Origin of the sequence: Methylobacter sp. S3L5C, assembly GCF_022788635.1 — a bacterium.
Classification (GTDB): domain Bacteria; phylum Pseudomonadota; class Gammaproteobacteria; order Methylococcales; family Methylomonadaceae; genus Methylobacter_C.
Window position 1 is genome coordinate 1,144,748 of record NZ_CP076024.1, and the last position, 25,479, is coordinate 1,170,226.

Below are 25,479 nucleotides of genomic sequence, written 5' to 3' on the forward strand. Positions count from 1 at the left end.
TGTTCCACGTGGAACATTACACTTGCTTTATATTTCCATGTTCCACGTGGAACATTTTGTAATTTTGTATTTGACTTAAATCGCCAAAGTCAGCTATTTCAGTTGCTGTTATAAATACCTGACAACCCATTTTTGATAAATAGTGTAATAATTTCGCACGGTTGGTAACATCAAGTTCTGCTGCAAAATCATCAATCAGAAAACACCCCATATTACTGTGTTCATTAGTCAGTAATTGTACCTGGGCCAGTTTTAAACTCATTACCAATAACTTTAGTTGACCTCGTGAAACAAAATCCTTCGCTAACCGGCTACCAACCAGTAATTGAAAATCACCACGATGTGGACCACTATGCGTAAATCCATAGCGAAGATCTTTATCCAGGTCATCAACCAAAATTTGCTGAAATTCGGTAGAGGTATCCCAACCTGATATAAGCTTTATATCTAAATCATCAATATCAAGAAACTTGTTGATGATATCAGTGAACACAGGCAACAGTTTTTGCACATAGCATTGCCGGTAGGTATTGACTATTGTACCGTAATAAACCAGTTCTTTATCCCAAACATTAATATGTTCAGGTCGCCGGGTTTTTAACAAAGAATTTCGTTGAGCCAACACTTTTTTAAAATTTCGCCAAGCAGATAAAAAATCGGCATCATCATTGAAAACTCCCCAATCTAAAAACTCTCTTCTTAGCTGTGGTCCTGCATCAAGTAGCTCATAACTTTTAGGATGGATAATTTGCAACGGCAAAGCATAAGCGAGATCTGACCTTTTTAGTGTTGTTTCTTGATTAATACGATAACAAAAATTTTTAGTATCCAGCTGAATACCTAAATGTAGAGTACTGCCATTGTCTTGCAATATTTGGGCTGACACAATCAAATGATCTTGTGCAAAATTAATAACAGACTTGATAGACGCAGAGCGGAAAGATTTAGCGCGTCCTAAAATAAATATCGCTTCAATAAATGCACTTTTTCCACTGGCATTTTCTCCAACAATAAAATTAATTGTCGATGCGGGATTGATAGTCTCTTTTTGGATATTTCTTACTGCATAAATATCCAATTTAAGTAATGTCATTACAGTAAATCTTAAAGTCTCATGGGCATGACGATAAATTTATAAACACATTCGGTAGGTTCATCTATAAAACAACTACTGGAATTACTGGCGATCGTTAATACGGCAAGTTCAGAATCCAGATTTGCAACGGCATCCAGTAAGTATTGAGCATTAAAAGCTATTGATAATGGCTCACCGGCATATTCGATAATTAACTCTTCTTCTGCTTCATCATGTTCTGGATTGTGTGTACTGATTCTTAAGCTATCAGGAGTGATGTCCAGAGTAACCCCTTTAAATTTCTCATTAGACAAAATGGCAACACGGGTTAACGCATCTTTTAGTACTAATTTTTGAATATGAATGGGATTAAAAAATTCCTGCTGAAAAACTTTGCCAAAATCGGGATATTTTGAATCCACTAATTTTGCTGAAAAAATTAAATTTTTAATAAAAATTCTAATATTATTGCTGGAAAATTCAATTTTTAATTCCGCATCAGCATCATCAAGTAATCGACTGAGTTCTAAAACAGCTTTTCTGGGAAAAATAATACGGGCTTCATAACCAGTACCTTGGTCTAAAGAATCTTCATAAATAGATAAACGATGGCCATCAGATGCTACCAGTTTAATTTTACTATTGGATATATTCAGTAATAAACCATTCAAGTAATAACGAACATCCTGATTTGCCATACAAAATACAGTTTTATCGAGTGCTTTTTTTAATTTACCGGCATTAATAAAAAAGTGATTCTCTAGCTCGGATTCAGAGAATTCAGGATAATTATCAGCAGGCAAACAACTTAAAGAAAATCGGCTCCTATTAGATAATATCTTTACTTTATCGTCATGCTGTTCAAATTTAATTTCTGCACCATTTGGTAAAAGTCTGCAGATATCCAAAAATTTTCTGGCTGGTACCGTAATAGAACCAGGCGTTGCCAATTTGATATCAATTTTAGCGATAATTTGAATTTCCAGATCCGTGCCCGTCAAAATTAATTGATCATCCTCAATGACAATTAATACATTCGAAAGAATAGGCATCGTTTGTCTTTTTTCTATGACACTAACTATTTGTTGCAAAGGCGTTAAGATTTCTTCTCGATTAATGATAAATTTCATATATTTTTTACTATTGGATTGGCTTAATAAATCTGTGGATAACGCTATTTTTTATCTATAATTCAATAACTTGTTTTTGAATAACATTGTGGATAACTAGGGTTTAATTATAAAAATTTATCAATGTAAATACCTTATGCACAAGATTACTCACAAGATCAATGGATTTATCCACAGTATTATCCACATGTATAACAAAATGTTTAATTGTTGTTGGTAAATTAAGTGTCTTAAAACAATCCAGCTTAAAATGGATATTTTTTTGAATACAGACATTTATTTTAAATAACCTTATTTTTACAATTAATAATATAATATTACTTAGTATTATTTATTACTATTAGTAACGTAATAATCTGTGGATAACATATTATTTACTATATTAATCAATAGTATATTTATTTTAATATGTTGTTGTCGGCTTGTGTATAACGACTGTTTAAAAAAATAGCCATTTTTAACTTCTATTTTTATGCACAATATTATCCTCAGTAACAATAGCCTTATCCCCAAAGTTATCCACACAGGCTTTTGTATATGTAAACCAAAATAGTAAACAATAATAAGGGTTATTCGCCTAAGTTCTTAACTTGCTGAATAATATATTCGACCTTTGAAAAAAGAAATTTTCATTAAGGTTTAATTTAGATTTTTAAACAGTAAAACTTTTAAAATTGAAATCCATTTTGTACACAATGTCTGATTCTTTCAAAAACGGTTAATTTTTCAATTAATAATATAGTATTACTTAATCTTATTTATTACTATTAGTGAATAAATAAACTGTTGAAAAGTCAATTTTTTAGATAATAATCAGTGCATTATGTATTTTTATAAATTGTTGTCAGGTTGTGGATAACTACTGTTTAAAAAATAAGAATTAAAAACATTAATTTTTGTACACAATATTATCCTCAGTAATAATAGATTTATCCCCAAAGTTATCCACAATGCATGATGTAAAATTTAAAGTTATTTGATCTAAATAAATTTTCAATGTGAAAGGGTTCTTAGAAGATTCGAGTAATCTTCTGCAATTTTGTGGTCGGATTCCTTGAGCTCATTAATTTTTTTACAGGCATTCATGACTGTTGTGTGATCTCGGCCACCAAATGCATCACCAATTTCGGGAAAGCTGTGTGAGGTTAATTCTCTCGCCAAACACATAGCCATTTGTCGTGGGCGGGTAACCGTTTGTTTTCTATTTTTTGATGATAAATCGGCAACACGAATTTTAAAATATTCAGCAACTGTTTTTTGAATATTGTCCATGTTGACAAGTTTGTCTTTTAAAGAAATCAAATCATGTAAGGCTTCTTTGGTAAATTCGGTAGTGATTTCACGCCCGGTAAATTGTGCATTGGCTATCACACGTCTTAAAGCACCTTCAAGGTCACGGACGTTAAAAGGAATTTTTTTGGCAATAAAAAAAGCAACTTCCTGAGGCAGTGCAACATTAACTTGTGCGGCTTTTTTCATTAAAATGGCTGCCCTGGTCTCCATGTCGGGAGGTTCAATTGAAACAGGAAGCCCACAACCAAATCTTGATTTTAATCGATCTTCAAGACCTATAATTTCTTTGGGATATTTATCACAAGTTAAAACAATTTGGTGTTTTTTATCCAATAGTGTGTTGAAAGTATGAAAAAATTCTTCCTGAGAGCGCTCTTTTCCTGCAAAAAATTGAATATCATCAATTAAAAGTACATCGATACCACGGTAATATTCTTTAAAAGAGTTAATGGAATTTTGTTGTAACGCCCTGACCATGTCTTGAACAAATTTTTCAGAGTGAAGATAAACAATTGTGGCTGATGGGTTTTTTTTAAAAACAGCATTGCCTATGGCATGCATAAGATGTGTTTTACCTAAACCGGAACTACCATAAATAAGTAGAGGATTATAAGCTTTACCTATATTTTCAGAAACCTGAAGCGAAGCAGCCCTTGCCAATTGATTGGACTTACCTTCAACAAAATTATCAAAAGTAAATGCTTTATTAAGGAAATTAGGACTGGTTTTTTTTATTTCAACAGGTTTTACGCTGGTTATTACCGCGGGTGTTGTCGATTTTTTTGAACCAATTTCAAGATTCAGGTCCAATTTCCCATTTGAAAACTCGTGAATGGATTCTTCAATCTTGGCAAAATAATGTTGCTTGACCCAGTCCAGAACAAACCGGTTTGGAGCGAGTAATTTTATTTGCCCATCACTTTCTATGGCCTGCAAAGGCCGTATCCATGTACTGAAATCAGAACCGGCAATTTCATTTTCAAGTTTAGTAAGGCAGTTATCCCAAATTGAGCTCATTGAATTAGGTAAGGTATTGGTATGGGTTAGTGAGGAGGAATTTGTTTTTAATCACTATACAGTAATAAAACATTGCACTACAGAATTGACAGGCTATACATATTATTTTATCATCCGTAGTCTTTTTTATCTGTTTTTGTTAACACTCATCTGATTAGGCTTTAAGTAATATGAAAAGAACATACCAACCCAGTAAAATTAAACGTGCCAGAACTCATGGCTTTCGTGCAAGAATGGCAACTGTCGGTGGCCGTAGGGTTATCAATGCTCGTAGAGCAAAAGGCCGTGCTCAACTAACGGTTTAGTTGACACTGGGTGACAGAGCACAATTTTAGTTTCCCCCCACAGCTACGGTTAAAAACCCCGGCTGAATATAAAAAAGTTTTTGCCAAGCCTGTAAAATCAAGCGATACCTATTTTACCCTTTTAGCCATAAAGAATGATCTTGATCATCCTCGGCTAGGTTTGGCAATTGCTAAAAAAAATATAAGAAAGGCAGTACACAGAAACGTGATTAAACGCGCTGTGAGGGAAAACTTTAGAATACAACAGCAAAGCTTGGGAAATATAGACATTGTTGTTCTGGCTCGCAGGGAAGCAGTAGATGCTCCACCGGAATTATTAAGAAAGTCATTGCAAAAGCATTGGCTTAAACTGGTATCCCGATGCGCTTAATGCTGATGGCAATAATAAAGTTTTATAAATACTTTATTAGCCCTTTGCTTGGCTCTAACTGTCGTTTTTATCCAAGTTGTTCAAGTTATTCCTTAGAAGCAATTCAGCGCCACGGTGCTATTATTGGCTCCTATCTCACTCTCAAAAGATTATTAAAATGCCACCCTTTTCATCAAGGTGGCATTGATCCCGTTCCAGAAAAATTTGGTAATAAGAATGGATAATATAAGATTTATACTCGTCGTCACTTTTGCAATGCTTGTGTTTATGTTGTGGCAGGCGTGGGAGCAAGACTATGGCCCAAAACCTGAAGTTGCTGCAATTGTAAGTCCGGAAGGCACCAAGGCTAAAGAAGATCTGCCAATGACAGCAGATGCATCAGCACAAACAGGATCTAGCCTGCAAAATCCGGTTTCTGTTCCCGTTTCAGCAACAACATCAGTTGCCAAGACGGTAAAAATAAAAACCGATGTTATTGCATTTGAAATTGACGTACAAGGTGGCACAGTCACCAATCTGGATTTATTAAGTTATCCGGTAGAAAAAGCCAATCCGATCATCAATAACCTACGTGAAATGGTTGGAATGGAAGTCCCTGTAACAAACACTGCGCCGGTACGTTTATTTAATAACAATGAAGAAAAAATATTTGTTGCGCAAAGTGGTTTAATAGCTGGCAGTGGTTTAGCGGCTGCACCAAATCATTATACGGTTTTCACCAATGAGCAAGATAGCTACACCTTGCAACCTGGCCAAGATAGCTTGACCGTTCCATTAACTTGGACTGACAACAATGGTCTGATTATTACCAAATTATTTACTGTTAAACGTGGAAGCTACGAGATAACACTGGATCAAAAAGTCCAGAATAATTCCGGAAAAACCTGGTCAGGCAGACAATATACTCAGTTATTAAGAGCACCGGATACTGAAAATAAAGGTAATATGCTAACGGGCGGTATGAGAGCTTATGATGGTGGTGTTATTTATACCGAAAAAAACAAATATCAAAAAATAAGTTTTGATGATATGGCAGATGAGACGCTTGATATCACCAGTAACGGTGGTTGGACTGCAATGATTCAACATTATTTTGCGTCTGCCTGGATTCCACCTGCCGAGCAAGAGAATCATTTTTATACCAAAGAATTAAAAGACGGACGTTACGTTATTGGTACGTATTCTCCAGCTGTTACTGTTGAAGCAAATACCAATGCTGAATTTGTTTCCCAATTATTTGCCGGCCCGAAAATCCAGCCTATGATGGAAAAAATTGCAACAGGCCTTGAACTCACCGTTGACTACAGCGTTTTAACCTTTATTGGCAAACCAATTTACTGGTTACTTAACAAAATACATAGTGTTATTGGTAACTGGGGCTTGGCTATTATGGGAGTAACATTCTGTATTAAACTATTATTCTTTCCATTATCACAAGCCAGTTTCAAGTCAATGGCTAAAATGCGTAAGATTCAGCCACGTCTTAAAGAATTACAAGAACGTTTTGCTGATGACAGACCGCGTTTTAATACTGAAATGATGGGGCTGTATAAAAAAGAAAAAGTTAATCCATTAGGTGGTTGTTTGCCTATCCTGATACAGATACCCGTATTTATGGCTTTGTATTGGGTATTAAGTGAAACGGTTGAGTTTCGTCAGGCACCTTTTATGCTATGGATACAGGACTTATCAATACAGGATCCTTTCTATATCTTGCCGTTGATTATGGGAATTACCATGAAAATTCAGCAAAGTTTAAATCCTGCACCGATTGATCCCATTCAAGCTAAAGTGATGAAGATGTTCCCAATTGTTTTTACTGTCTTCTTTCTGTTTTTTCCGGCAGGTTTGGTTTTATACTGGGTTGTTAATAACACCCTGTCTATCATTCAACAAACTTACATCACCAAACAAATAGAAAAAGCAGGGTAACTTGCTTTTAAATCAAGATACCATTGCAGCTATTGCAACACCGCCAGGGAATGGCGGTGTTGGTATTATTCGAATTTCAGGAGCCTTGGTTACTGAAATTGCCAAACAATTGCTTAATAAATCATTAATTCCCAGACATGCCCTGTTTACATCTTTTATAGATAATGACGGCGGCATTATTGATTCCGGTATCAGTCTTTACTTTCCTGCTCCTGCCTCTTATACAGGGGAAGATATACTTGAATTGCAAGGACACGGCGGTTCTGTCGTATTGGATATGCTGTTACGACGAGTAATTTCTTTAGGTGCCCGATTAGCCAATCCTGGCGAATTTACCGAACGCGCATTTCTCAATAATAAACTCGACTTGGCACAGGCTGAAGCGGTTGCTGATTTAATTGAAAGCAGTACCGAACAATCAGTTCGTTCTGCACAAAAATCCATGCAAGGTGTTTTTTCAGCACAAATCAATGAACTGGTTACAGAGTTAACGGAACTTCGCATCTACGTTGAAGCAGCTATTGATTTTGTCGATGAAGAAATTGATTTTTTAACGGATGGTGTGGTTGAAAACCGCATAATCAGGTTATTGCAAAGCATTCAGAAAATACAAAAAACAGCGCAACAAGGTCGTTTATTACGCGATGGTATGACTGTTGTTTTGGCAGGTAAACCTAACGCCGGAAAATCCAGCTTGCTTAATGCACTTGCAGGGCATGAAGCTGCGATAGTCACTGATATTGCCGGAACAACCCGGGACGTACTCAGAGAACGTATCCAGCTTGATGGCATGCCATTGCATATTATTGATACCGCAGGTTTACGGGAAAGTGATAACTCTATAGAAAAAGAAGGTATACGCAGGGCACACGAAGAAATTCTGAAAGCCGATAAGATTTTACTGCTTATAGATGCAAGGGAACCTGAAACAGAAGATTTATTAAAAACCCTGCCAGCTAATATCGACATTACCAAAGTTTACAACAAAATAGATCTGCTAGGTCTGACACCTGAAATACAACAAACAGAAGATGGCTATAGTTGTTACCTTTCTATAAAAACCGGGGAAGGCATGGACTTGTTAAAACAACATCTCAAACAAAGTGTCGGTTTTAATGAAGCCACAGACAACGTTTTTATTGCTAGAAGACGACATATAGAAGCCATAAGAACAGGATACGAATTTGTCGAAAGTGCTTTAAATCAGTTACAGGTTAGTCAGGCAGGCGAATTGGTCGCTGAAGATTTAAGGCAAGCACAAATGAGTCTTGCCGAAATTACCGGTACGGTTACCTCAGATGACTTGCTGGGAAAAATATTTTCCAGTTTCTGTATAGGAAAGTGAAGCAGTAAAACAACCGAAAACAACAACTAAACAAAGTCAATAAAATAAGGGGATGTAGCGATACAACCCCTTTTTTGTTTGCGTATTTTTGCCTTTACTTACCCCTATATTACACCTATGACTTTTTCAGGTGTAATGAGGTGTTAATTGAGGAACACTATAGAGAAACGCGTCAACAAAGCAGGTAACAAACAAAATATTAGACTTGTGTACTGGTACGGGAGCAATACTGATGAAAATGGCAAGACTAAGCATGATCGAAAATTTGAACAGCTTGACCAGTATTTCTATGCCACCCCAAACTCTTTGGTGTTTTTTTCGAGGTCATCAAACAAGTCTTGAGTAGTTTCAAAAATCGGTAGATTACCGGAGTCGGCTTCTTCCATTGCTGAACAGGTTACTGAATTTGGCGTTTTGATCTCGAACGGTAAGCCATTCTGAGTAACTACCTGGCGCAAGCAGCATCCGATATATTTAAACCGCAAGAGGCTAATACCCTAGTGGCATTTTCTTTTAAATCAGGATCTATCCGAGAACGGATCTCGGCAATCTTAAGAGGATGAGTGATAGGCATGATGATACTCCGTCAATGTAACTGCAATATAGTTTATAGCATGGGTGATATTTTGTAGATAATTTAAGCTTTAATTTTTACCAGTAGCGCATGTTTTAAAAAAAACGTATTTACTATGAAATATTTCAACACTCGCTGGGATGATGTAAGTTCCTGCGCTCGAATCAAAGCAAGCATAAAAACTAAAATGTAATATTTTATAAAATTTATTACATTGCCAGTGTTCCAGAGCTATGCAGGCCAATTGGCAACTTCGACATGATATATCCGCGCACGCAGAGCCGTTAGGTAGAAGGGATGGGAAAATATTCCCGGCCAGCCAGGTACACTGCGCATAAAATGCCGTTATGTTAAATGTGTTAATTGTCACTGGCTGGTAACGGGCATGAGTCGACAGTAGTGGACGTTATTTAACGTCTGAAATAGAAACAGGTGGGCGTGTGCCATAACCGGTATCAACACATGTACCTATTAATCCTGATAGGGAATGACTCACAGTTACAGCCACCTACCATCTACTAAAACCTTGCCATCATAAATATAAGAATAAGTATATTTTCATTTAAATATATAAACCCATGCAAATAACTAGTTGACATTTTTTTAAAAAAAGAGTGTAATTTTTTCCGAATTTATTAAAGCCAAACCTATTGTAAAGTAGGGACAGAAAGTCACGGATCCGATACAAACGGAAAGCCGGATTGCCGATTATGACCATCGTTATGGTCACAATAATTGTTTCTATGTTCCTTTTTCTAGGTTCTGTTGACGTTTCACCTCAGCCATAAAAGCACCGAGGAAAATGATAGCATCCCCATGTAATTAATAGCTTTTTTCTCATATCGTGTAGCAATTCTGCGATAGTGCTTGAGCTTACCGAACATACATTCAATGGCATGCCGCTCCTTATAATGCCAATAATCGCACTCAATATCTTCTTTTCGGTTCGATTTAGGTGGGATAACCGCTTTTATTTCACGACTGGCTAACCACTCCCGCAACTCGTTCGTGTCGTAGGCTTTGTCTGCTAAAACGGCTGAAGCATTAACATTTTCCAATAAAGATATGGCTTGCTTGCATTCAGCCTCCTGCCCGCCTGTCAGGATAAATTTGATGGGCATGCCCAAGCCATCACAAAGCGCGTGAATCTTACAACCAAATCCACCTTTGGAGCGCCCAAGTGCTTCATTCTCAGCAGAACTATATGCCGCTCCAGCTGCGCAGGCATGTGCTCTAATAACTGAACCATCCATGGAAACATCTTGTAAATCAGCGTCTTCAGCAAGATGACAGAGAATTTCACCCCATATGCCATTGATACACCAACGTGAAAAACGCTTGAAGATGCTATTCCATTTACCATACGTTGACGGTAATACACGCCACTGTGCTCCCGTACGTAATATCCACAAAATGGCATTAACAAACTGCCTGCAAATATCGGGTAAACCGATATGAACTCCAGGCAATTTTTTTAAGCTTGCCAAAATACGAGTCCACTCTTCATCACTTAATGTTATCCGCTTCATTTCATTCAAAACGACTTATTCTACCGGATTGGTGAAACGTCAACAGAACCTAGAATAACGCTTCCTAACAAACAAAATTTTTCATCGATATTAACCTTACACATTCGACCAACTGTCGCGCCACGACTGACAATAAGTAAGTCACCATATTCTGGATTGCACCGTTGCAAAGCTTTTTTTGCTGTTTCCTCAGAAATGAATAGTGGATCATCAAGAGAAACTCCTTCTTCACGTACATCCTTAGCAGATAAAAAATATACCCCATTTTCTTCTGTCGGAGGCCTAAAATGCTCTCCGTCTGTAATTTTTATAGAGAATTCTTCTGGCTTAACCCACTCCCAGTTTTGGGGAATATCAAACGGTTTTTCTTCTTCCGTTATCGGTGCAAGCGGTTTGGCTTTTTTGATTTTACCTTCCGCTATCAGCTTAGTTTTTTCAATCTGTATGCGTTTTAGTAATTCGCTGGCGGGTTCGTCGTTCGGGTCTTGCGGGACGAGTTTACCCATAACGGCTAGTTGCAGGAGGGTTTGCTTGAGGGCGTCGATGCTGGTTTCGCTGGTGAACAGGGTGTCGAAATGGGCGGCGATGCGTTGCCAGTTGGTGTTGAAGTCTTCAGCGCTTTGCGATTGTGTGAGTGTGTCGAGCAGGTAGCTGACGAGTTTTTCATGGGCTTCGGTGGCATTGCTGTGTTGGTTTTCCAATTGGTCGCACAGCGCCATCAGTTCATCGACTTTGGCGACAATGCGTTGTTGTTCGGCGAGCGGGGACACGGGAACTAATAGCTCTTCCCATTTTGATTTATTGATAATCGGAGTTGCTGACCCCGTTGCAAATTCAAGAATCTTGGATTGAAAACTATTGGCCATCACGGATATATGAGCAAATTTATTTTCTACACAAAAAGGGCTAATGCAATTGATCTGTTGATTGAAACCCATTTCTTTATCTGCAATGGCAGATTTTCCAATAGATCCTCCAATACAAACCATTAAAATATCGCCAGTCTTTGCGATAGTTGTTTCATTTCGTCCAGCCTCAGATAGCCACTTTTCTGCAGGCAAAAGTTCGCAAGCCAACGTGATTTGCCCCGGACCAATAAATGGTATTGATCCATCATACAAAGCAGATTTTTGAGTACTCGGTGTTCTTCCTGTACTAGAAATGCCTATTGTACCGAGTCTAGCCCACCCCCAGCTTTGTGGTAACTCAAACGGTTTTTCTTCTTCAGTAATCAGTGGCAGTAGCTTAGTTTTCTTAACCTTACCCTCAGCAATCAATTTGGCTTTTTCAGCTTCTATCCTCTTAAGCAACTCACTGGCAGGTTCATCATTCGCATCTTGTGGCACCAACTTGCCGCGCACAGCCAATTCCAGTATCAGCTCTCGCAATTTTTTGATGCCATAAACACTGGCGGCATTACCCGAACTGCGGCCACGGCCTGATTTCTTGGCGGTATCGGCGGCTGTCCAGATGTCGATGTGCTCGGTGATTAAGGTTTGAATCGCATTCATCGTGCTATCTCGGTACGGCGCTTATAAGAGGCGGTCATTTTCATGCTTCACCTTCTGAAATGGCATTTTCCAGCACAGCACGGTCGCGTTGCAATTCGGCTTGTAATTCCGCTTCGGTAGGTAAAAAGGCGCGGTAGCGACTGGCGAACAGCTGTTGGCTATCGGCTAACAGGGAATATTTGGCGACGGCTTCATTGCGTTCAGAGCACAAGATCAAACCCAGTGTCGGGTTGTCGCCTTCGCCCCTGTATTGCTCTTCAAACACGCGTACATACATATCCATTTGGCCGACATCCTGGTGGGCAAGCTTGCCGACTTTTAAATCGACCAGTAAAAAGCATTTGAGCAGGTAGTTGTAAAACACCAGATCAACAAAAAAATTATCGCCTTCAACACGTAATTGTTTTTGCCGTGCCACAAAAGCAAAGCCCTTGCCCAGTTCCAGCAGGAAGGTTTGCAATTGCTGAATTAAATTGGTTTCCAGTTCTTTTTCATACAGCGTGGCACTGGGTTGGGCACCGATAAATTCAAGAATATAAGGATCGCGAATAAAGTCGCGTGGGTCACTGGGGGCGTATTGTTGAATGAGCGTTGCGGCTTCTGTTTTTACTGCGGCCTGATCTTGACTGGAAAGCAATCGCTCATAGAACAAGGTACTGACTTGGCGATCCAAGGCTCGCGCACTCCAACCTTGGCTGGCCGCTTCATTTAGATACCACGAACGTGCAACGGAATTTTCAATGCGCATCAACTGGCGATAGTGCGTCCATGTCAAATTGCTACGCAGTGCGTCGCAAATCTCTTCCTGGCTAAATATCTGGTAGAACTGGCGAAAATTTCGCAAGTTGCCGGCAGTAAATCCTTTGCCAAACTCCTTGCTTAATTCCTTAGCCAATTCGACGAGTACTTGTTGACCGTAGGCAGCACGATGTTCGCCAGCCTGTTCATGTTCAACAATTTGCCGACCGATTTGCCAATAGGCTTCAATCATGGCGACATTAACGGCGCGGTAACTACGCTGTCGTGCAGCCTGGAGAATATCCCGTATTTGCGCATAGAGCCCATCGAATAAGACTAGGGTGCTCATTGTCTTGACTCCAGTGCCTCTGCCAATATGGTTTTGAGTTTGCCGCGCAGTGCGGCGATGTCATTCTGCATGGTTTGGTATTGTGCCAATAATACTTCGGGGTCGTGGATTTCCTGCTCGTTGATATGCGGATTTTTGCAATCCAGGTTGTAGTTGCGGGCTTTGATGTCGTCAATACTCATCTTCCAGGCGTATTGATTTTCTTCGCGGGTGCTGAAGTTATCGGACTCTTTGCCCCACCAGGCGGCTTCGGCTTGAAACTCTTCGATTTTCATCGGTTTGGTTTTGTTGTAGTTTTTTACACCCGGTGGATAAGGATGCTCATAAAACCAAATGTGCTGTGTCGGTGTGCCTTTACTAAAAAACAGTAGATTGGTTTTAATACCGGTGTAAGGTGCAAACACGCCGTTGGGCAGGCGCACGATGGTATGCAGGTTACAGTCGTGCAGTAATTTTTCTTTGATGCGGGTTTTGATGCCTTCGCCAAACAGAAAACCATCCGGCAATACCAGTGCGGCACGGCCACCGGATTTAAGCAGTTGCATGATCAGCACCAGAAACAAATCGGCGGTTTCACGGGTTCGAAAAGTGGCGGGGAAGTTGGTTTCTATACCGTCTTCTTCCATGCCGCCAAAAGGCGGATTGGTGACGACCACATCGACCCGTTCTTTTGGTCCCCAACTGATCAGCGGACGCGCCAGAGTGTTGTCATGGCGGATATTACTGGGTACATCAATGCCGTGCAGAATCATATTGGTGGTGCAGAGTAAATGCGGCATCGGCTTTTTTTCTATGCCGAAAATACTGGACTGCAAGTGCATTTCATCATCGACGGTTTTTACATCTTGTTTGCGGATATGTTCAATTGAGCAAGATAAAAAACCACCGGTACCACAAGCCGGATCCAGCACTTTTTCAGACAGGCGCGGGTTTACCATTCTGACCATAAATTCGGTGACGGCACGCGGCGTGTAAAATTCACCGGCATTACCGGCGGCTTGTAAATCGCGGAGCAATTGTTCGTACATGTCGCCGAACAAATGACGTTCTTGGGCTTTGTTAAAATCGACGCCTTCCTGAATTTTGTTGATCACTTGCCGAATTAATTGGCCAGACTTCATGTAGTTATAGGCATCTTCAAATACCGAACGAACCACATAAGCGCGTTGATCGCCGCCTTTAGCTTCCAGTTGTTGCAAGGCCGGGAACATCTCGTTATCCAGAAAATTCTTGAGTGCATCGCCGGTCATGCCTTCGGGATTAGCGGCCCAGTTACGCCAACGATAGGCTTCCGGTAACGGTGATTGGTAATGGTCTTGCAGTAACTCCCATTCACTTTCACGGTCATCAAATATTTTTAAAAACAACATCCAGACCAGTTGGCTTAAGCGTTGGGCGTCGCCATCCACACCCACGTCTTTACGCATGATGTCTTGGATGGATTTAATGGTGGAGGAAATGCTCATGAATTTGTTTGCTTATGGGTAATAATTAAAATAATTTGTAATCATTCAAGTCCCCCTCTTTAAAAAAGAGGGGTTAGGGGAGATTTTATTAGATAAATCCCCCTCAATCCCCCTTTGTCAAAGGGGGAGGTGTACTTATACTTGGCCTTTTATGCTTATCTTACTTGTTACGAAATTAAGCATAGAGTTGTTTTTCCAGTTCATAGAGGGCTGCCAAATAAGCGGGCTTACCGCCAAAGGCTGACACCAATTCGCTGGCGGTGCCCATATTTGTGAAGGGATCGAGGGTAAGAATTTTAATGTCTTCGATATTCTCAATACCGGTATCGGCGTATTTTTCCAGTAAGGTTTCCAATACCTGGCGGGCTTGGTCGCCGTATTTGGTAAAGTAATTGCGTTTTTTTACCTGGTCGACACGTTCGCGGCGGGTCAGCGGTGGTTGATCAAAAGCTACATGGCAAATCAAATCGAAGGCATCAAAGTCTTTGCCTACGTCATCGGCCAAGGCTTCCAGCAACAGGCCGTGTGCTTCCAGTTCTTGCAGAATGGCAACCTTGCGGTCGGTTTTGCTCCAGCGGCGCAGGAAGTCATCAAGTGAGGCATAATCCTTACGCACTGTTGAACGGGTGTAATCTTTAAGGGATTCGGTAATCAACTTGCCTTCAGGACCGTAATATTGCACACGTTCTGAAATGACATAGACGGTTACATCGGCAAGCACATATTTTACCCGCTTGGTGCCGGGGTCATCAAATCCCCCCTCAATCCCCCCTTTGTCAAAGGGGGGAAGTTGTTCGCCTTCTGAATATGGCGGTACCGGATTACCGTTTTCATCGAAGATAATTTCAGGTTCATCTTCTGGTGGTACAGGGGATTCATCGCCTTTTGGCTCATAAATCATCACTGGTTCGCCATCAAAGTCTTTATCCGCAAACAGCTCGGTGACTTTTTTAAAATCCATGATGGTAAACCAGTATTTATCGTAATCTTCATTGATACGGGTGCCGCGCCCGATGACCTGTTTAAACTCGGCCATTGATTTGATATGTTGATCCAAGACAATTAGTTTGCAGGTTTGAGCATCGACACCGGTTGACATGAGTTTGGAAGTGGTGGCGATGACCGGGTAACGTTCTTCGGGATTGATAAAATTGTCCAGTTCCGCCTTGCCTTCAAGTTCATCACCGGTAATACGCATGATGTATTTGCGATTTTCCTGGACCCGTTCTGGATTCAAGTTGACCAAAGCCTGACGCATACGTTCGGCATGGTCGATGTCATCACAGAAGACAATGGTCTTGGCGTAAGGATCGGTCGCGACCAGAAATTCAGTGATTTTTCTGGCGACCAGTTCGGTGCGCTTTTCAAGTACCAAGGTGCGATCCATATCAATCTGGTTATAAACACGATCTTCTATTAACTCACCATTTTTATCCAGCTGACCTTTACTGGGTCGCCAACCTTGCAGGTCTTTGTCGATGTCGATACGGACGACTTTGTAAGGCGCAAGAAAGCCGTCTTCGATACCTTGTTTGAGTGAATAGGTGTAGACAGCCTCACCAAAGTAAAAAATGCTGGACACGTCTTTGGTTTCTTTGGGCGTCGCCGTTAAGCCGACATGCGTGGCCGATGCAAAGTAGGCCAGAATGACGCGCCAGGCCGAATCTTCTGCGGCGCTGCCGCGATGACATTCATCAATGACAATGAGATCAAAAAAATCCGGCGAGAATTGCTTGTAAATGTTTTGTTCTTCTTCGTTGCCGGTGACGGCTTGATATAACGACAGATAAATTTCATAGCTCTTGTCGATCTGACGCTTGCTGATCTTGGTCATGGCGGCGGCAAAGGGCTTAAAATCGTTATTCTTGGTTTGATCGACCAGAATATTGCGGTCAGCCAGAAACAGGATGCGTTTTTTAGTGCCCGATTTCCACAAGCGCCAGATAATCTGGAACGCGGTATAAGTCTTGCCGGTACCGGTCGCCATGACCAGCAAAATGCGTTGCTGGCCTTTGGCCACGGCTTCGATGGTGTTGTTGATCGCAGTAGCCTGATAATAACGCGGGGCGCGACTGCTGCCATCATCGTAATAAGGCATTTCTACGGTGTGGCGGGCATCGGCTGTTGCCAGTCCCTTCCACTGACAATAGCGTTGCCATAATTCCGCCGGTGCAGGAAAGGCATCCAGGGTTAATTCCTGCTCGGTTTTTTCAGCCAGTCCGGTGCGGTCATGCAATAAAAAACCATCACCATTGGAGCTAAACACAAACGGGATGCCCAGTGTTTCGGCATAGTTAAGTGCTTGTTGCATACCGGAACCTACACTGTGTTTATTGTCCTTGGCTTCAATCACCGCAAGCGGAATATTGGCTTTGTAATACAGGATGTAATCGGCGCGCTTTTGCTCACCACGAGTGTGCAACTTGCCACGAACAATCACACGGCCTTTGGTGAAAAAAACCTCTCGACGTATTTGTAAAGCCTCGTCCCATCCGGCCTGAATAACAGCAGGCGTGATGTACTTGGCACAAATATCGGACTCACTTAAGGTCTTTTTGCTCATGATTTCTGCTGTTGTCGTTAGGTTTTTAGGGTAGTGAGATAGCTTGATAACCAATTAACTTATTTTTTTGGTAAAAAAGGTTAATTTTAAAACTCATTCCAACTTCAAAAATCATTCAAACCAGTTTTGTAAGGCTAAGTTGTGAAAGTTCTGAAAATCCTGGGTATTTCGAGTGACCAAGGTTAATTTTTGGGTAACCGCAATGGCAGCAATCTCGCCATCCGCATAAGCACAGGTAAGTCCTTGCCGTTGTAATCCGGCTCGTTCTATTGCATACCAATCTGCTGCGGCCTGGTCATAAGGCAAAACAATCAAGCCATTAAGTAACAGCATATCCAAATAGGATTGAAGTTGTTTTTTTCTTTTGGAGGTTGCCAGTAATTCACAACCATAAACCAGCTCATGCCAGACAATTGCTGCTGTTGCATACTCGCCGTCATGTTTGGCAAGCTGTTGTAAGACGTTGTCATCCGGTTTTAAGCGGGCGGGTTCTGACAGGATATTGCTATCCAGCAAATAGCTTATTCGTCCCATGAAAATTCACGGCCTTGACTGGCTCCACGTAAATTTTTAAGTTCAATTTCCGTCAAGGCACTGTCACCCGTCAATTGACTGCGCCATTGTTGGATGGCTTGGTACAAGCTATTGTCTTTATGGGTCAGTTTTTGATAATTGACTTCGGATAACATCACGGCAACGGGCTTACCATGCCGGGTAAGATGAATAGGTTCATCTGATTCAAGCTGATAAATCAATTGTGACAGGTTATTTTTTGCCTCGGCTATACTGCTGGTTTTCATTGGCAATCACTCTAATTTAGCTAATATTATAGCCATAATAAGGCTTTCGATAGGCGTTATCAAGTTTGCTGTAGATTGTGTCTCTTGGCAGATTGCTTGCTTTCAGCGAAGAAACGCCAACCCGCTGTTTCGAGCAGCTTGTTGATCTTGACGCGGGCGGTGGCTTCTTTGACTGTCATTTAGTGGTTAACGGGGATAGATGTAAAATTTTCCGGCTATTATTTTGCGCCATGAAATACCGCCAGTATTTGTTGGTCTTTTACACGATGCGGCAAGATGAATTATGTACCGATCAGCACTAATTCGCGGGTGTCTTCAATGCGCCCCAAGCGCCCTATTAAGGGATTATCCTGAAGTAAAACGGTACGCTCTTTTATGTCGTTGAGTAGCTTTCGTGCTGTTTTGGGATTATTTTCGGCAATGTAAGTAAAAATATCACGTAAATCTTGACGGGCAGGCTCAGTCCAGACTATTTTCATGCCTTACCTTGGGCTTTGTTTTCGATCAAGCCTTCTATTTCACGCATGACGTCATCATGGACAACGAATTCGCCACGATTTGCTGCCGCTATACCTTTGGGTGATCTTGGCACAAGCCGAAGCGTTGGCTTGCAGATAGGCTTTTATAGCCTGATTAACCAAATAATTGCGCGATCTGTCCAGTGATCCGGCAAGGTTATCCAGTTTATGGATGATTTCTGTTTCGACTCTAATACTAAATGCTTCGGTTGCCATTATTATTCCTCCGGTTTAATGTGGTCCATTTATGATCTTATCTTAGTATATTGCTAATAATATTTTCGCTGCGTAAATGAATGTAAAGGGTGGTCTTCTGATAGGAAACATTTAAAGCACTTCCAGAAAAGTACTACAAAGAATCGTAATCTATTGGCCTTTTTACCTGAAATATTGGTGTGTAAGCCTGTGTATAACTTGTTACTAACAGGAGGACGGTTTTTTAGGGTTATTTTTATCCACAGTTTGTCCACAATGGCGGATTAATTTTTATAGCAGCCTTTAATCATTGGCTTATATGGGCTAAAGACAGTTATCCACAGATTTAACGCCGACTAATAATAATAAGATCTTAAAAGATATACTTTAATACTATAGCGGGCATGACTATAAAAAATGACGGCAATCATTGCCACCAAGAAACCTGTTATATATCTGAAAAGTCACTTTTAAACATCAATCCTTCACTTTTTACCCCTCGCATAGTCTAACTTATTGATTAAAAAGTCTACTGTACTTTCTGTATAGGAAAGTGAAGCGGTAAAACAACCGCAAACAACAACTAAACAAAGTCAACTAAATAAGGGGATGTAGCGATACAACTCCTTTTTTTTTGCGTATATTTGCCTTTACTTTACCTTTTCTCACCCCCTATATTACACCTATGACTTTTTCAGATGTAAGGAGCTGTAAATTAAGGATCACTATAGAGAAACGCACAAATAAGGAGGGCAATAAGCAAAATATGCGTCTAGTATATTGGTACGGGAGCAATACTGATGAAAATGGCAAGACTAAGAGTTTATCCGTAAATAATAGTAACTACTCAGCCCAGCAGCAATCCAAAAAAGTGTTTTTTAAAATTGAAGGGACGGAATGAAGGGGTAACAAGCAAAAGCATTACTGATAGCGATGAAAATACATACTGAATTTTTACGCGCAGTGGATATATAGCGGCGAATGGAAGCAAACTGTTACGCACCAACAAAAGTTTGAAATCCACCGGAAACTTTCTGCTTCACTTTCACCATGCGGATACTCCGCACGGTAAGATTATTGATAAACGGCACAGAAAAATCGTAGCTATGAAGGCCAAGGTCCCGCCTTTATAGTTCCTTAAACGAGCCAGAAGATTATGGGCGGCGGTCTGTTTAGTTTTTGCTGCTGTGTGGGGTTTTCTGCCAAGCCCTTTTTAACCAGTCCATCGTATTGCTGTTTAAATAAAATAATTTGTCCGAGGCTTAAAGAGACTTGTTCTGGCGGCAAGTCGGCCAGGGTGTTTTTAATGTTGACCAATAAAGTCACCATCTCGCCCGCCTAGGTTTGTATGAATGGCTTTTTCAGATAATCCAGCTCCCTTAGGTGATGGGCATTGCAGGCAACGAGTTCGTAGCCATAGTAGCTGAAATAAACTTTCCAATGGTCAAGCACTAATTTGCCATGAAAATTTTCCAGAATCCCGGCAGCATTCATGGCTTCACTACCCCGTTTGGCGTGGACTTCATAATCGGTGAGTTTTTCGGTTGAGACTAAATACAACCAATGCAGCTTACTCGCGACACGCAAATCTGTTTCATCAACATGCGAGATTTCCGCTTGTTGCAGTTGCTCTTTGATTGCAACTCTGGCGGGTTATATGTTTTGTTCCAATTAATTGCCCGCATCAAGGATGAAGGCTTCGGAAGGGGATTGCCCGAACAAATCCTTAAATATTTGCGCGGTACGTTCAATAGGAATGAAATGCCCAGTAGTGAAATAAGTGGCGGCCGTTTTAACTCCATCGCCATATTGCACGGGCTCGCTGACATTTTCTGGAAAATCGCCTTTATTTTCGGTTTGGCATTCAGGGCAGACTTTAAGGGTGGCTTGATGTGCGGTGACGATGATTTTCATTGCAGGGATATCAAAAACCTGCCGCTCCTCCACCTTCAGCACAGGAGCATCTGCCAAAGAAACGGCGCAGTTTCCGCAACAATCTTTGTCATGGACTTCGACTGGGTTCAACGTCGTGCCCTTATGTCCGGGTTGTCAGCCATTCGGTTTTTTGCCCTTTTCGTGCTGGCTGGCGGTACGTTTTTTTTGCCGCAGCTTGTATTTCTAACTGTTCGGATCATACCACTTAACATCAACTGTTTCAAAGGCGGTATAGGCTATCGCGGTATCTGGCTTCGATTCACGTTCGCAGCGTACGCAATTTTCCGGATAATGATGTGCTTCTGCAGTGACTTCTATCTTTTGCTCGCGTCCGTAGCCGGGTGACCCAAGTTGTTTGCCCGCTTTCGTTAATCGTTTGTTGCTTCATCTTGTTGCTTGATCGGTTGTGTCTCGTCTGCCTCGGTCGGTGTTTATTCCTCGGATCCGGTTTTCGATGCGTCTTCGGTGTCCAGGGCGCGATCATCTGCGCCAGAAAATTCATCCTGCCCTTGTTGTTGCTCCTCCTGACCTTCATCGCTGGTGTTAGCTTTATTCCACGGTAGATCACTACTGGATGGCCGTGAGCTATTCCGCGATGTTTATCTCAATCTCGCCCTCGCTTCTTTTAAGTCGTAGAGTAGTTTGACGGATAATCGACGCAGAACTTCCTCTGGCAATTGCAGCAATTTTCTTCAGTTAATTGTAGTAGATTGTGGTCACTTAATCTCATGGGAAATAACATAGCACTTTTTTAACCAAATTTTTAGGTTTTTGACGTTGGGACTGAATAATTACGATTCGACTTTAAATACGCTATGACCGGTATGACTACAATAACTGCAAACGAAATCTTGAGGCCATCGGGTTTGCTTTAACGCAGCTTCGCACTCTACTTCAGTACTAAATTTTTTGAGAAACTCAGGCATAGATAAACCCTGTTGAAGCTGGATACGATTCAGTAGACATCTTTCCTAAATACAGCCATAGCGTAAGTTAACAAGAGCCGCCACTAACTTCCATGTTAGGGAGTAATGCTTGTGCTTACCCCGATAAACATCTTTGGCAATCCTGAAGATTTTGCATCGGCGATTAACATGCTCAATAAGAATACGCCGTTTTGATAGTGCCTTATTATCGGCTTTATCTTCTGCCGAAAGCGGTTGGCCTTTTTTCTTTTTAACCGGTAGAGTCGAGTTTTGATGGTGTTTCTTTATCCCTTGGTATCCGGAATCCGCCAATAACAGGGCATCAGGATGCAACAATAGACGGCTGTCTTTGAAGATCGAAAAATCATGCTGTCGGCCTTTACCCGTCACTACGGAGAGGATAGCCATCGTCAATCGGCAGATCACGAACTGGGCCTTGATCGTGTGGCGTTTTTTTTCCTGAAAAATACGCTTTCTGGTTTTTAACAGGACGCTCGATAGGCTGCTCAGAAACATCGATGACCACGGTAACTGCTGGATTTTCCAATAGTGCTTTGCGGTTGGGGAGTTTTTCTATTTTGACCAATAGCCTTGCGGTGCGGCTATAAATTTTATGGCAATACGATTCGCTGATGTTGAAGACCGCAGCCAGATTTATCAACGTCGGATAGTGGCGAAGATAATAGAGTGTCAGTAACAAGCGGTCTTCCAAAGCCAGCTTGGAGTCTTTTCGTCCCCGTCTAGTCAGTGGATTAAGGACTTTTTGTTCGTCCAGGTATGCCGCTAGCTTACCGTGAAGATGCAGGAAATCTTCTAGTGACAGGCCGACAGTCCTTAAAAATTCTTCAGGCTTGTGTCTTGGTAATTGGGCATAAGGAGTCATGGCTATCCGTGTTTTCAGAGGTAGATCGCTATTTTAACCTTATCAAGGCCAAATTCTATGTCGATTATTTAGGAAAGATGTCTAATGAATAAACTTGGCTGAAGTACCTTGCTAATCAGGAAGGTTGTTGGGCTTGTTAATTTTTAGATTTTCGTTTTTATTTTGCCAAAAAAACCATTGACGCGGAAAAAGCCACCGTCAAAATCAAAGGCGTGATTGCGCTTTTCAGACTAAATTAGAACTGGCAGGTCTGTCCGGCGTCAACTATCCAGTCCGACCGGACAGAGTAATTGTCGCCGAACAGCTGTATGGTGACTATTAATAATGAGGCCCAATCTGTCGTGTTGAATGGTTTTTCAGGCAATAAACCGGTCATGGATAGTTATAAACTTCTTGGTTGATTTTATTCCGCCTTGATTTAATGCAGACCGCTGGCTATAATCCTCAAGCTATTATGTTTGGAGAACTGTGTGGCAAGTAGAAACTACTCTGCTTTCAGTAAAATTCTAAGTTATCAATTACTGATAATACTGGTAATTACTGCCGGCTTTGGCTTTGCAGGAGGATGGCAGCAAGCCTTATCCAGTGCTTTAGGGGGGATGGCAGCTTTTGTTCCCAACTTGTATTTTGCTTTACGGATAGTTAAATCTTCCGGGCAGCCAGCGCGAAAGATGGTCAACTCCTTTTATGCCGGAGAATCAGGCAAATTGTTGTTAACCGCCGCGCTGTTTATAATGATTTTTAGAGTGCCAAACATAGAAATATTACCGCTGTTAGTTGGCTACATAACAGCATTATCAGTTTTTTGGTTCGCGTTATTGATGCGCTAACATTACAATTAAGAGAGGAACGATGGCTACTGAAGTTCATGCCGCCGAAGGTGCAACCGGTTATATTATTCACCATTTAACGCCACTACAAGCTGGTGAGGGTTTTTGGACACTGCATCTTGATACCTTGTTCTTCTCGGCGGCGTTAGGCGGTTTGTTCCTCTGGTTTTTTAAGAGAGCCGCAGAAAAAGCAACCACTGGCGTTCCCGGCTTAGTGCAAAATTTTGCTGAAATGCTGATAGAATTTGTTGATAATCAGGTTAAAGACAGCTTTCATGGCAACAGTAAATTAATTGCCCCGTTGGCCTTAACCATATTTTGCTGGGTATTTCTGTGGAACTTTATGGATTTGTTCCCGGTTGATATTCTGCCGTTAATTGGCTCAATGATGGGTATCGAATATTTGCGATCCGTGCCTAGTACCGATTTAAATGCGACATTTGCCATGTCGATTTCGGTTTTCTGCTTGATTATTTTTTATAGCATTAAAATAAAAGGCCCTTGGGGCTTTGCCAAAGAATTAATGTTTCAGCCTTTTGGCCCCTGGTTATTACCTTTTAACCTGCTGCTGAAATTAGTAGAAGAAATTGCAAAACCAATCTCACTGGCGCTTCGTTTATTCGGAAACCTGTATGCCGGTGAGTTGATTTTTATTTTGATTGCCTTGTTACCCTGGTACATTCAACCGGTATTAAGTTTCCCTTGGGCAATATTTCACATTTTAATTATTACTCTTCAAGCTTTTATATTTATGGTATTGACTATTGTTTACCTGAGTATGGCGCACGAAGATCATTAATTATTGTTTAACCGTTTTTTTATTACTTTTTTTAACCGTTTGGAGGTTTCATGGAAATTGCAAGATTAATTGCTGATGTACAAGGCATGACTGCTATTGCAGTAGGTCTGGTTCTTGGTATGGGCGCTTTAGGAACTGCTATAGGTTTCGGTTTGTTGGGTGGAAAATTCCTGGAAGGCGCAGCCCGTCAACCGGAAATGGTTCCTATGCTACAAGTAAAAATGTTTGTTGTTGCCGGTCTGTTGGATGCGGTAACCATGATTGGTGTTGGTTTGGCGTTGTTCTTTACTTTCGCAAACCCATTCCTGTCTGCTGTACAAGCTGCGGCTGCGGGTTGATACAAGCTGTCTAATTTCAATAGCAACAAGAGGAACGCATCGTGAGTATCAATGCTACTCTGATTGGGCAAATGATTACATTTGCACTTCTGGTATGGTTTACCATGAAGTACATCTGGCCTCCTTTATTTGACTCTTTAGAAGAACGTAAAAAGAAAATTGCCGATGGTTTGGCTGCTGCTGAAAGAGGTCAGGAAGAAATTATTCTGGCCGAGAAAAAAGCTAAAGGCGTTTTAAAAGAAGCTAAAGTACAGTCTTCAGAGATTGTTACCTTGGCTCAGAAACGTGCAAATGAAATTGTTGAAGAATCAAAAGATATCGCCAAGAAAGAAGGCGAGCGTTTGATTATTGCAGCAAAAGCACAAATTGATCAGGAAATACAGCAAGCTAAAGAAGGTTTGCGTCAAGAAGTTGCTGATTTGGCGTTAAGTGCCGCAGAACAAATTCTGGGTGCAGAAATTGATAAAGCCAAACACCAGGACATTATTAGCAAAGTCTCTAATCAATTAGGTTAAGCATAATGAGCGAACTGGCAACATTAGCAAGGCCTTACGCAGCGGCAGTGTTTAAAAGGGCCAAGGAAACTGACGCGACCGCAAATTGGTCGCAAAGCTTGGCGTTTATGTCGGCTGTCCTAAAAAATGAAGATATTACTGTTGTAGCCGATAACCCCAAAGTAAGTAAAGACAGGTTGTTGGCACTGATACTGGACATTTGCCACGAGTACCTTAATGAAGAAAATGAAAATTTTCTTAAATTACTGGCTCATAACAATCGACTCGGCTTGTTACCCTCTATTGTCAAGATCTTCGAAGCCTATAAAGCAGAAGATGAGGGTTATGTCGAGGTTGACGTATTGACTGCTTATGCATTATCCAAAGAAGCCAAGCAAAACTTTGCGGTAACATTGGAAAAGACTCTGGGCAAAAAAATCCATATGAATGTAGCTCTGGATAAGTCATTAATTGGTGGTTTTCTCGTAAGAGCAGGCGACAGAGTAATTGACGGATCTATTAGAGGCCGGCTTCAACACATGCAAAAAGCACTACAGTGAGAGT

The 25,479-nt window shown here is 41.1% G+C and carries 30 protein-coding genes and 1 riboswitch; of the genes, 10 read left to right on the forward strand and 20 right to left on the reverse strand.

The window, feature by feature from the left end; genetic code table 11:
• Nucleotides 1-16 precede the first annotated feature (16 nt).
• The 3 genes from recF to dnaA form a co-directional block, all read right to left on the reverse strand.
• Nucleotides 17-1,093, reverse strand: a complete 1,077-nt coding sequence (gene recF / locus KKZ03_RS05265) for a DNA replication/repair protein RecF (RefSeq protein WP_243220494.1) — start codon at nucleotides 1,091-1,093, stop codon at nucleotides 17-19.
• An 11-nt stretch (nucleotides 1,094-1,104) separates the two neighbouring features.
• A complete protein-coding gene (gene dnaN, locus KKZ03_RS05270; RefSeq protein WP_243220495.1) occupies nucleotides 1,105-2,205 on the reverse strand; it encodes a DNA polymerase III subunit beta in 1,101 nt (366 codons plus the stop codon).
• Nucleotides 2,206-3,198: 993 nt separating this feature from the next.
• Nucleotides 3,199-4,515, reverse strand: a complete 1,317-nt coding sequence (gene dnaA / locus KKZ03_RS05275; RefSeq protein WP_243220496.1) for a chromosomal replication initiator protein DnaA — start codon at nucleotides 4,513-4,515, stop codon at nucleotides 3,199-3,201.
• Nucleotides 4,516-4,685: 170 nt separating this feature from the next.
• Here dnaA and rpmH point away from each other — a divergent pair, with 170 nt between their 5' ends.
• The 5 genes from rpmH to mnmE are packed head-to-tail and all read left to right on the forward strand — an operon-like array spanning nucleotide 4,686 to nucleotide 8,467.
• Nucleotides 4,686-4,820, forward strand: a complete 135-nt coding sequence (rpmH, locus tag KKZ03_RS05280; RefSeq protein ID WP_243220497.1) for a 50S ribosomal protein L34 — start codon at nucleotides 4,686-4,688, stop codon at nucleotides 4,818-4,820.
• 10 nt (nucleotides 4,821-4,830) lie between these two features.
• On the forward strand, nucleotides 4,831-5,190 hold the full coding sequence (gene rnpA, locus KKZ03_RS05285) for a ribonuclease P protein component (RefSeq protein WP_243220498.1): 360 nt from the start codon (nucleotides 4,831-4,833) through the stop codon (nucleotides 5,188-5,190).
• A complete protein-coding gene (yidD, locus tag KKZ03_RS05290) occupies nucleotides 5,181-5,414 on the forward strand; it encodes a membrane protein insertion efficiency factor YidD (RefSeq protein ID WP_243220499.1) in 234 nt (77 codons plus the stop codon). Before rnpA ends, yidD begins: the two co-directional genes overlap by 10 nt.
• The gene (gene yidC / locus KKZ03_RS05295) at nucleotides 5,407-7,122 is read left to right on the forward strand and encodes a membrane protein insertase YidC (protein ID WP_243220500.1); all 1,716 of its coding nucleotides are present in this window, start codon (nucleotides 5,407-5,409) and stop codon (nucleotides 7,120-7,122) included. Before yidD ends, yidC begins: the two co-directional genes overlap by 8 nt.
• A gap of 1 nt (nucleotide 7,123) precedes the next feature.
• Nucleotides 7,124-8,467, forward strand: coding sequence for a tRNA uridine-5-carboxymethylaminomethyl(34) synthesis GTPase MnmE (gene mnmE / locus KKZ03_RS05300; RefSeq protein ID WP_243220501.1), 1,344 nt, complete (start codon nucleotides 7,124-7,126; stop codon nucleotides 8,465-8,467).
• 287 nt (nucleotides 8,468-8,754) lie between these two features.
• Here the strand turns inward: mnmE and KKZ03_RS21965 are convergent, their stop codons facing one another.
• From KKZ03_RS21965 to KKZ03_RS05380, 17 genes are all read right to left on the reverse strand, one after another.
• Entirely contained in the window at nucleotides 8,755-8,925 is a 171-nt protein-coding gene (locus KKZ03_RS21965) for a hypothetical protein (protein WP_371744857.1), read from the reverse strand.
• Nucleotides 8,913-9,041: a type II toxin-antitoxin system RelB/DinJ family antitoxin gene (locus KKZ03_RS21970; RefSeq protein WP_371744858.1), complete on the reverse strand. Its 129-nt coding sequence runs from the start codon at nucleotides 9,039-9,041 to the stop codon at nucleotides 8,913-8,915. The genes KKZ03_RS21965 and KKZ03_RS21970 overlap by 13 nt, the downstream gene beginning before the upstream one ends.
• A 630-nt stretch (nucleotides 9,042-9,671) precedes the next feature.
• A riboswitch (cyclic di-GMP riboswitch) is annotated at nucleotides 9,672-9,750 on the forward strand.
• 64 nt (nucleotides 9,751-9,814) lie between these two features.
• Entirely contained in the window at nucleotides 9,815-10,570 is a 756-nt protein-coding gene (locus tag KKZ03_RS05310) for an IS5 family transposase (RefSeq protein ID WP_243217187.1), read from the reverse strand.
• A 20-nt stretch (nucleotides 10,571-10,590) separates the two neighbouring features.
• Nucleotides 10,591-12,081 (reverse strand): restriction endonuclease subunit S, encoded by a 1,491-nt coding sequence (locus KKZ03_RS05315; protein ID WP_243220502.1) that lies wholly within the window; start codon nucleotides 12,079-12,081, stop codon nucleotides 10,591-10,593.
• Nucleotides 12,082-12,121: 40 nt separating this feature from the next.
• Nucleotides 12,122-13,168 (reverse strand): YhcG family protein, encoded by a 1,047-nt coding sequence (locus KKZ03_RS05320; protein ID WP_243218573.1) that lies wholly within the window; start codon nucleotides 13,166-13,168, stop codon nucleotides 12,122-12,124.
• Complete coding sequence (locus KKZ03_RS05325) at nucleotides 13,165-14,634, reverse strand: class I SAM-dependent DNA methyltransferase (RefSeq protein ID WP_243220503.1); 1,470 nt, start codon at nucleotides 14,632-14,634, stop codon at nucleotides 13,165-13,167. Before KKZ03_RS05325 ends, KKZ03_RS05320 begins: the two co-directional genes overlap by 4 nt.
• A 175-nt stretch (nucleotides 14,635-14,809) precedes the next feature.
• Nucleotides 14,810-17,197, reverse strand: coding sequence for an EcoAI/FtnUII family type I restriction enzme subunit R (gene hsdR / locus KKZ03_RS05330; RefSeq protein ID WP_243220504.1), 2,388 nt, complete (start codon nucleotides 17,195-17,197; stop codon nucleotides 14,810-14,812).
• A gap of 111 nt (nucleotides 17,198-17,308) precedes the next feature.
• Complete coding sequence (locus KKZ03_RS05335; protein ID WP_243220505.1) at nucleotides 17,309-17,731, reverse strand: type II toxin-antitoxin system VapC family toxin; 423 nt, start codon at nucleotides 17,729-17,731, stop codon at nucleotides 17,309-17,311.
• Nucleotides 17,719-17,997 carry a type II toxin-antitoxin system Phd/YefM family antitoxin gene (locus KKZ03_RS05340; RefSeq protein WP_243220506.1) on the reverse strand — a complete coding sequence of 93 codons (279 nt, stop codon included), beginning with the start codon at nucleotides 17,995-17,997 and terminating at the stop codon, nucleotides 17,719-17,721. The genes KKZ03_RS05335 and KKZ03_RS05340 overlap by 13 nt, the downstream gene beginning before the upstream one ends.
• 281 nt (nucleotides 17,998-18,278) lie before the next feature.
• Complete coding sequence (locus KKZ03_RS05345) at nucleotides 18,279-18,476, reverse strand: type II toxin-antitoxin system RelE/ParE family toxin (RefSeq protein WP_243220507.1); 198 nt, start codon at nucleotides 18,474-18,476, stop codon at nucleotides 18,279-18,281.
• Nucleotides 18,477-18,530: 54 nt separating this feature from the next.
• A complete protein-coding gene (locus tag KKZ03_RS05350) occupies nucleotides 18,531-18,731 on the reverse strand; it encodes a CopG family ribbon-helix-helix protein (protein WP_243220508.1) in 201 nt (66 codons plus the stop codon).
• Between the two features lie 1,116 nt (nucleotides 18,732-19,847).
• On the reverse strand, nucleotides 19,848-20,039 hold the full coding sequence (locus KKZ03_RS05355) for a hypothetical protein (RefSeq protein ID WP_243220509.1): 192 nt from the start codon (nucleotides 20,037-20,039) through the stop codon (nucleotides 19,848-19,850).
• Between the two features lie 9 nt (nucleotides 20,040-20,048).
• The gene (locus KKZ03_RS05360; RefSeq protein ID WP_256452006.1) at nucleotides 20,049-20,348 is read right to left on the reverse strand and encodes a transposase; all 300 of its coding nucleotides are present in this window, start codon (nucleotides 20,346-20,348) and stop codon (nucleotides 20,049-20,051) included.
• Between the two features lie 33 nt (nucleotides 20,349-20,381).
• On the reverse strand, nucleotides 20,382-20,735 hold the full coding sequence (locus KKZ03_RS05365) for an IS66 family transposase zinc-finger binding domain-containing protein (protein WP_243220511.1): 354 nt from the start codon (nucleotides 20,733-20,735) through the stop codon (nucleotides 20,382-20,384).
• A 701-nt stretch (nucleotides 20,736-21,436) separates the two neighbouring features.
• Nucleotides 21,437-21,571, reverse strand: a complete 135-nt coding sequence (locus KKZ03_RS21775; protein ID WP_256451998.1) for a transposase — start codon at nucleotides 21,569-21,571, stop codon at nucleotides 21,437-21,439.
• 45 nt (nucleotides 21,572-21,616) lie between these two features.
• Nucleotides 21,617-21,997, reverse strand: a complete 381-nt coding sequence (locus KKZ03_RS05375) for a transposase family protein (RefSeq protein ID WP_371744859.1) — start codon at nucleotides 21,995-21,997, stop codon at nucleotides 21,617-21,619.
• Nucleotides 21,951-22,454: a transposase family protein gene (locus tag KKZ03_RS05380; RefSeq protein WP_243220513.1), complete on the reverse strand. Its 504-nt coding sequence runs from the start codon at nucleotides 22,452-22,454 to the stop codon at nucleotides 21,951-21,953. The genes KKZ03_RS05375 and KKZ03_RS05380 overlap by 47 nt, the downstream gene beginning before the upstream one ends.
• Nucleotides 22,455-22,924: 470 nt before the next feature.
• Between KKZ03_RS05380 and KKZ03_RS05385 the strand changes: the two genes are divergently transcribed.
• From KKZ03_RS05385 to KKZ03_RS05405, 5 genes are read left to right on the forward strand one after another with little or no spacing between them, the layout of a single operon-like run.
• Nucleotides 22,925-23,284, forward strand: coding sequence for an ATP synthase subunit I (locus tag KKZ03_RS05385; RefSeq protein WP_243220514.1), 360 nt, complete (start codon nucleotides 22,925-22,927; stop codon nucleotides 23,282-23,284).
• Between the two features lie 22 nt (nucleotides 23,285-23,306).
• Nucleotides 23,307-24,083 carry a F0F1 ATP synthase subunit A gene (atpB, locus tag KKZ03_RS05390; RefSeq protein ID WP_243220515.1) on the forward strand — a complete coding sequence of 259 codons (777 nt, stop codon included), beginning with the start codon at nucleotides 23,307-23,309 and terminating at the stop codon, nucleotides 24,081-24,083.
• A gap of 50 nt (nucleotides 24,084-24,133) precedes the next feature.
• The gene (gene atpE / locus KKZ03_RS05395; protein ID WP_019864635.1) at nucleotides 24,134-24,421 is read left to right on the forward strand and encodes a F0F1 ATP synthase subunit C; all 288 of its coding nucleotides are present in this window, start codon (nucleotides 24,134-24,136) and stop codon (nucleotides 24,419-24,421) included.
• A gap of 41 nt (nucleotides 24,422-24,462) precedes the next feature.
• Nucleotides 24,463-24,936 (forward strand): F0F1 ATP synthase subunit B, encoded by a 474-nt coding sequence (locus tag KKZ03_RS05400; protein WP_243220516.1) that lies wholly within the window; start codon nucleotides 24,463-24,465, stop codon nucleotides 24,934-24,936.
• 5 nt (nucleotides 24,937-24,941) lie between these two features.
• Complete coding sequence (locus tag KKZ03_RS05405; protein WP_243220517.1) at nucleotides 24,942-25,475, forward strand: F0F1 ATP synthase subunit delta; 534 nt, start codon at nucleotides 24,942-24,944, stop codon at nucleotides 25,473-25,475.
• The last annotated feature ends 4 nt before the right edge of the window (nucleotides 25,476-25,479 follow it).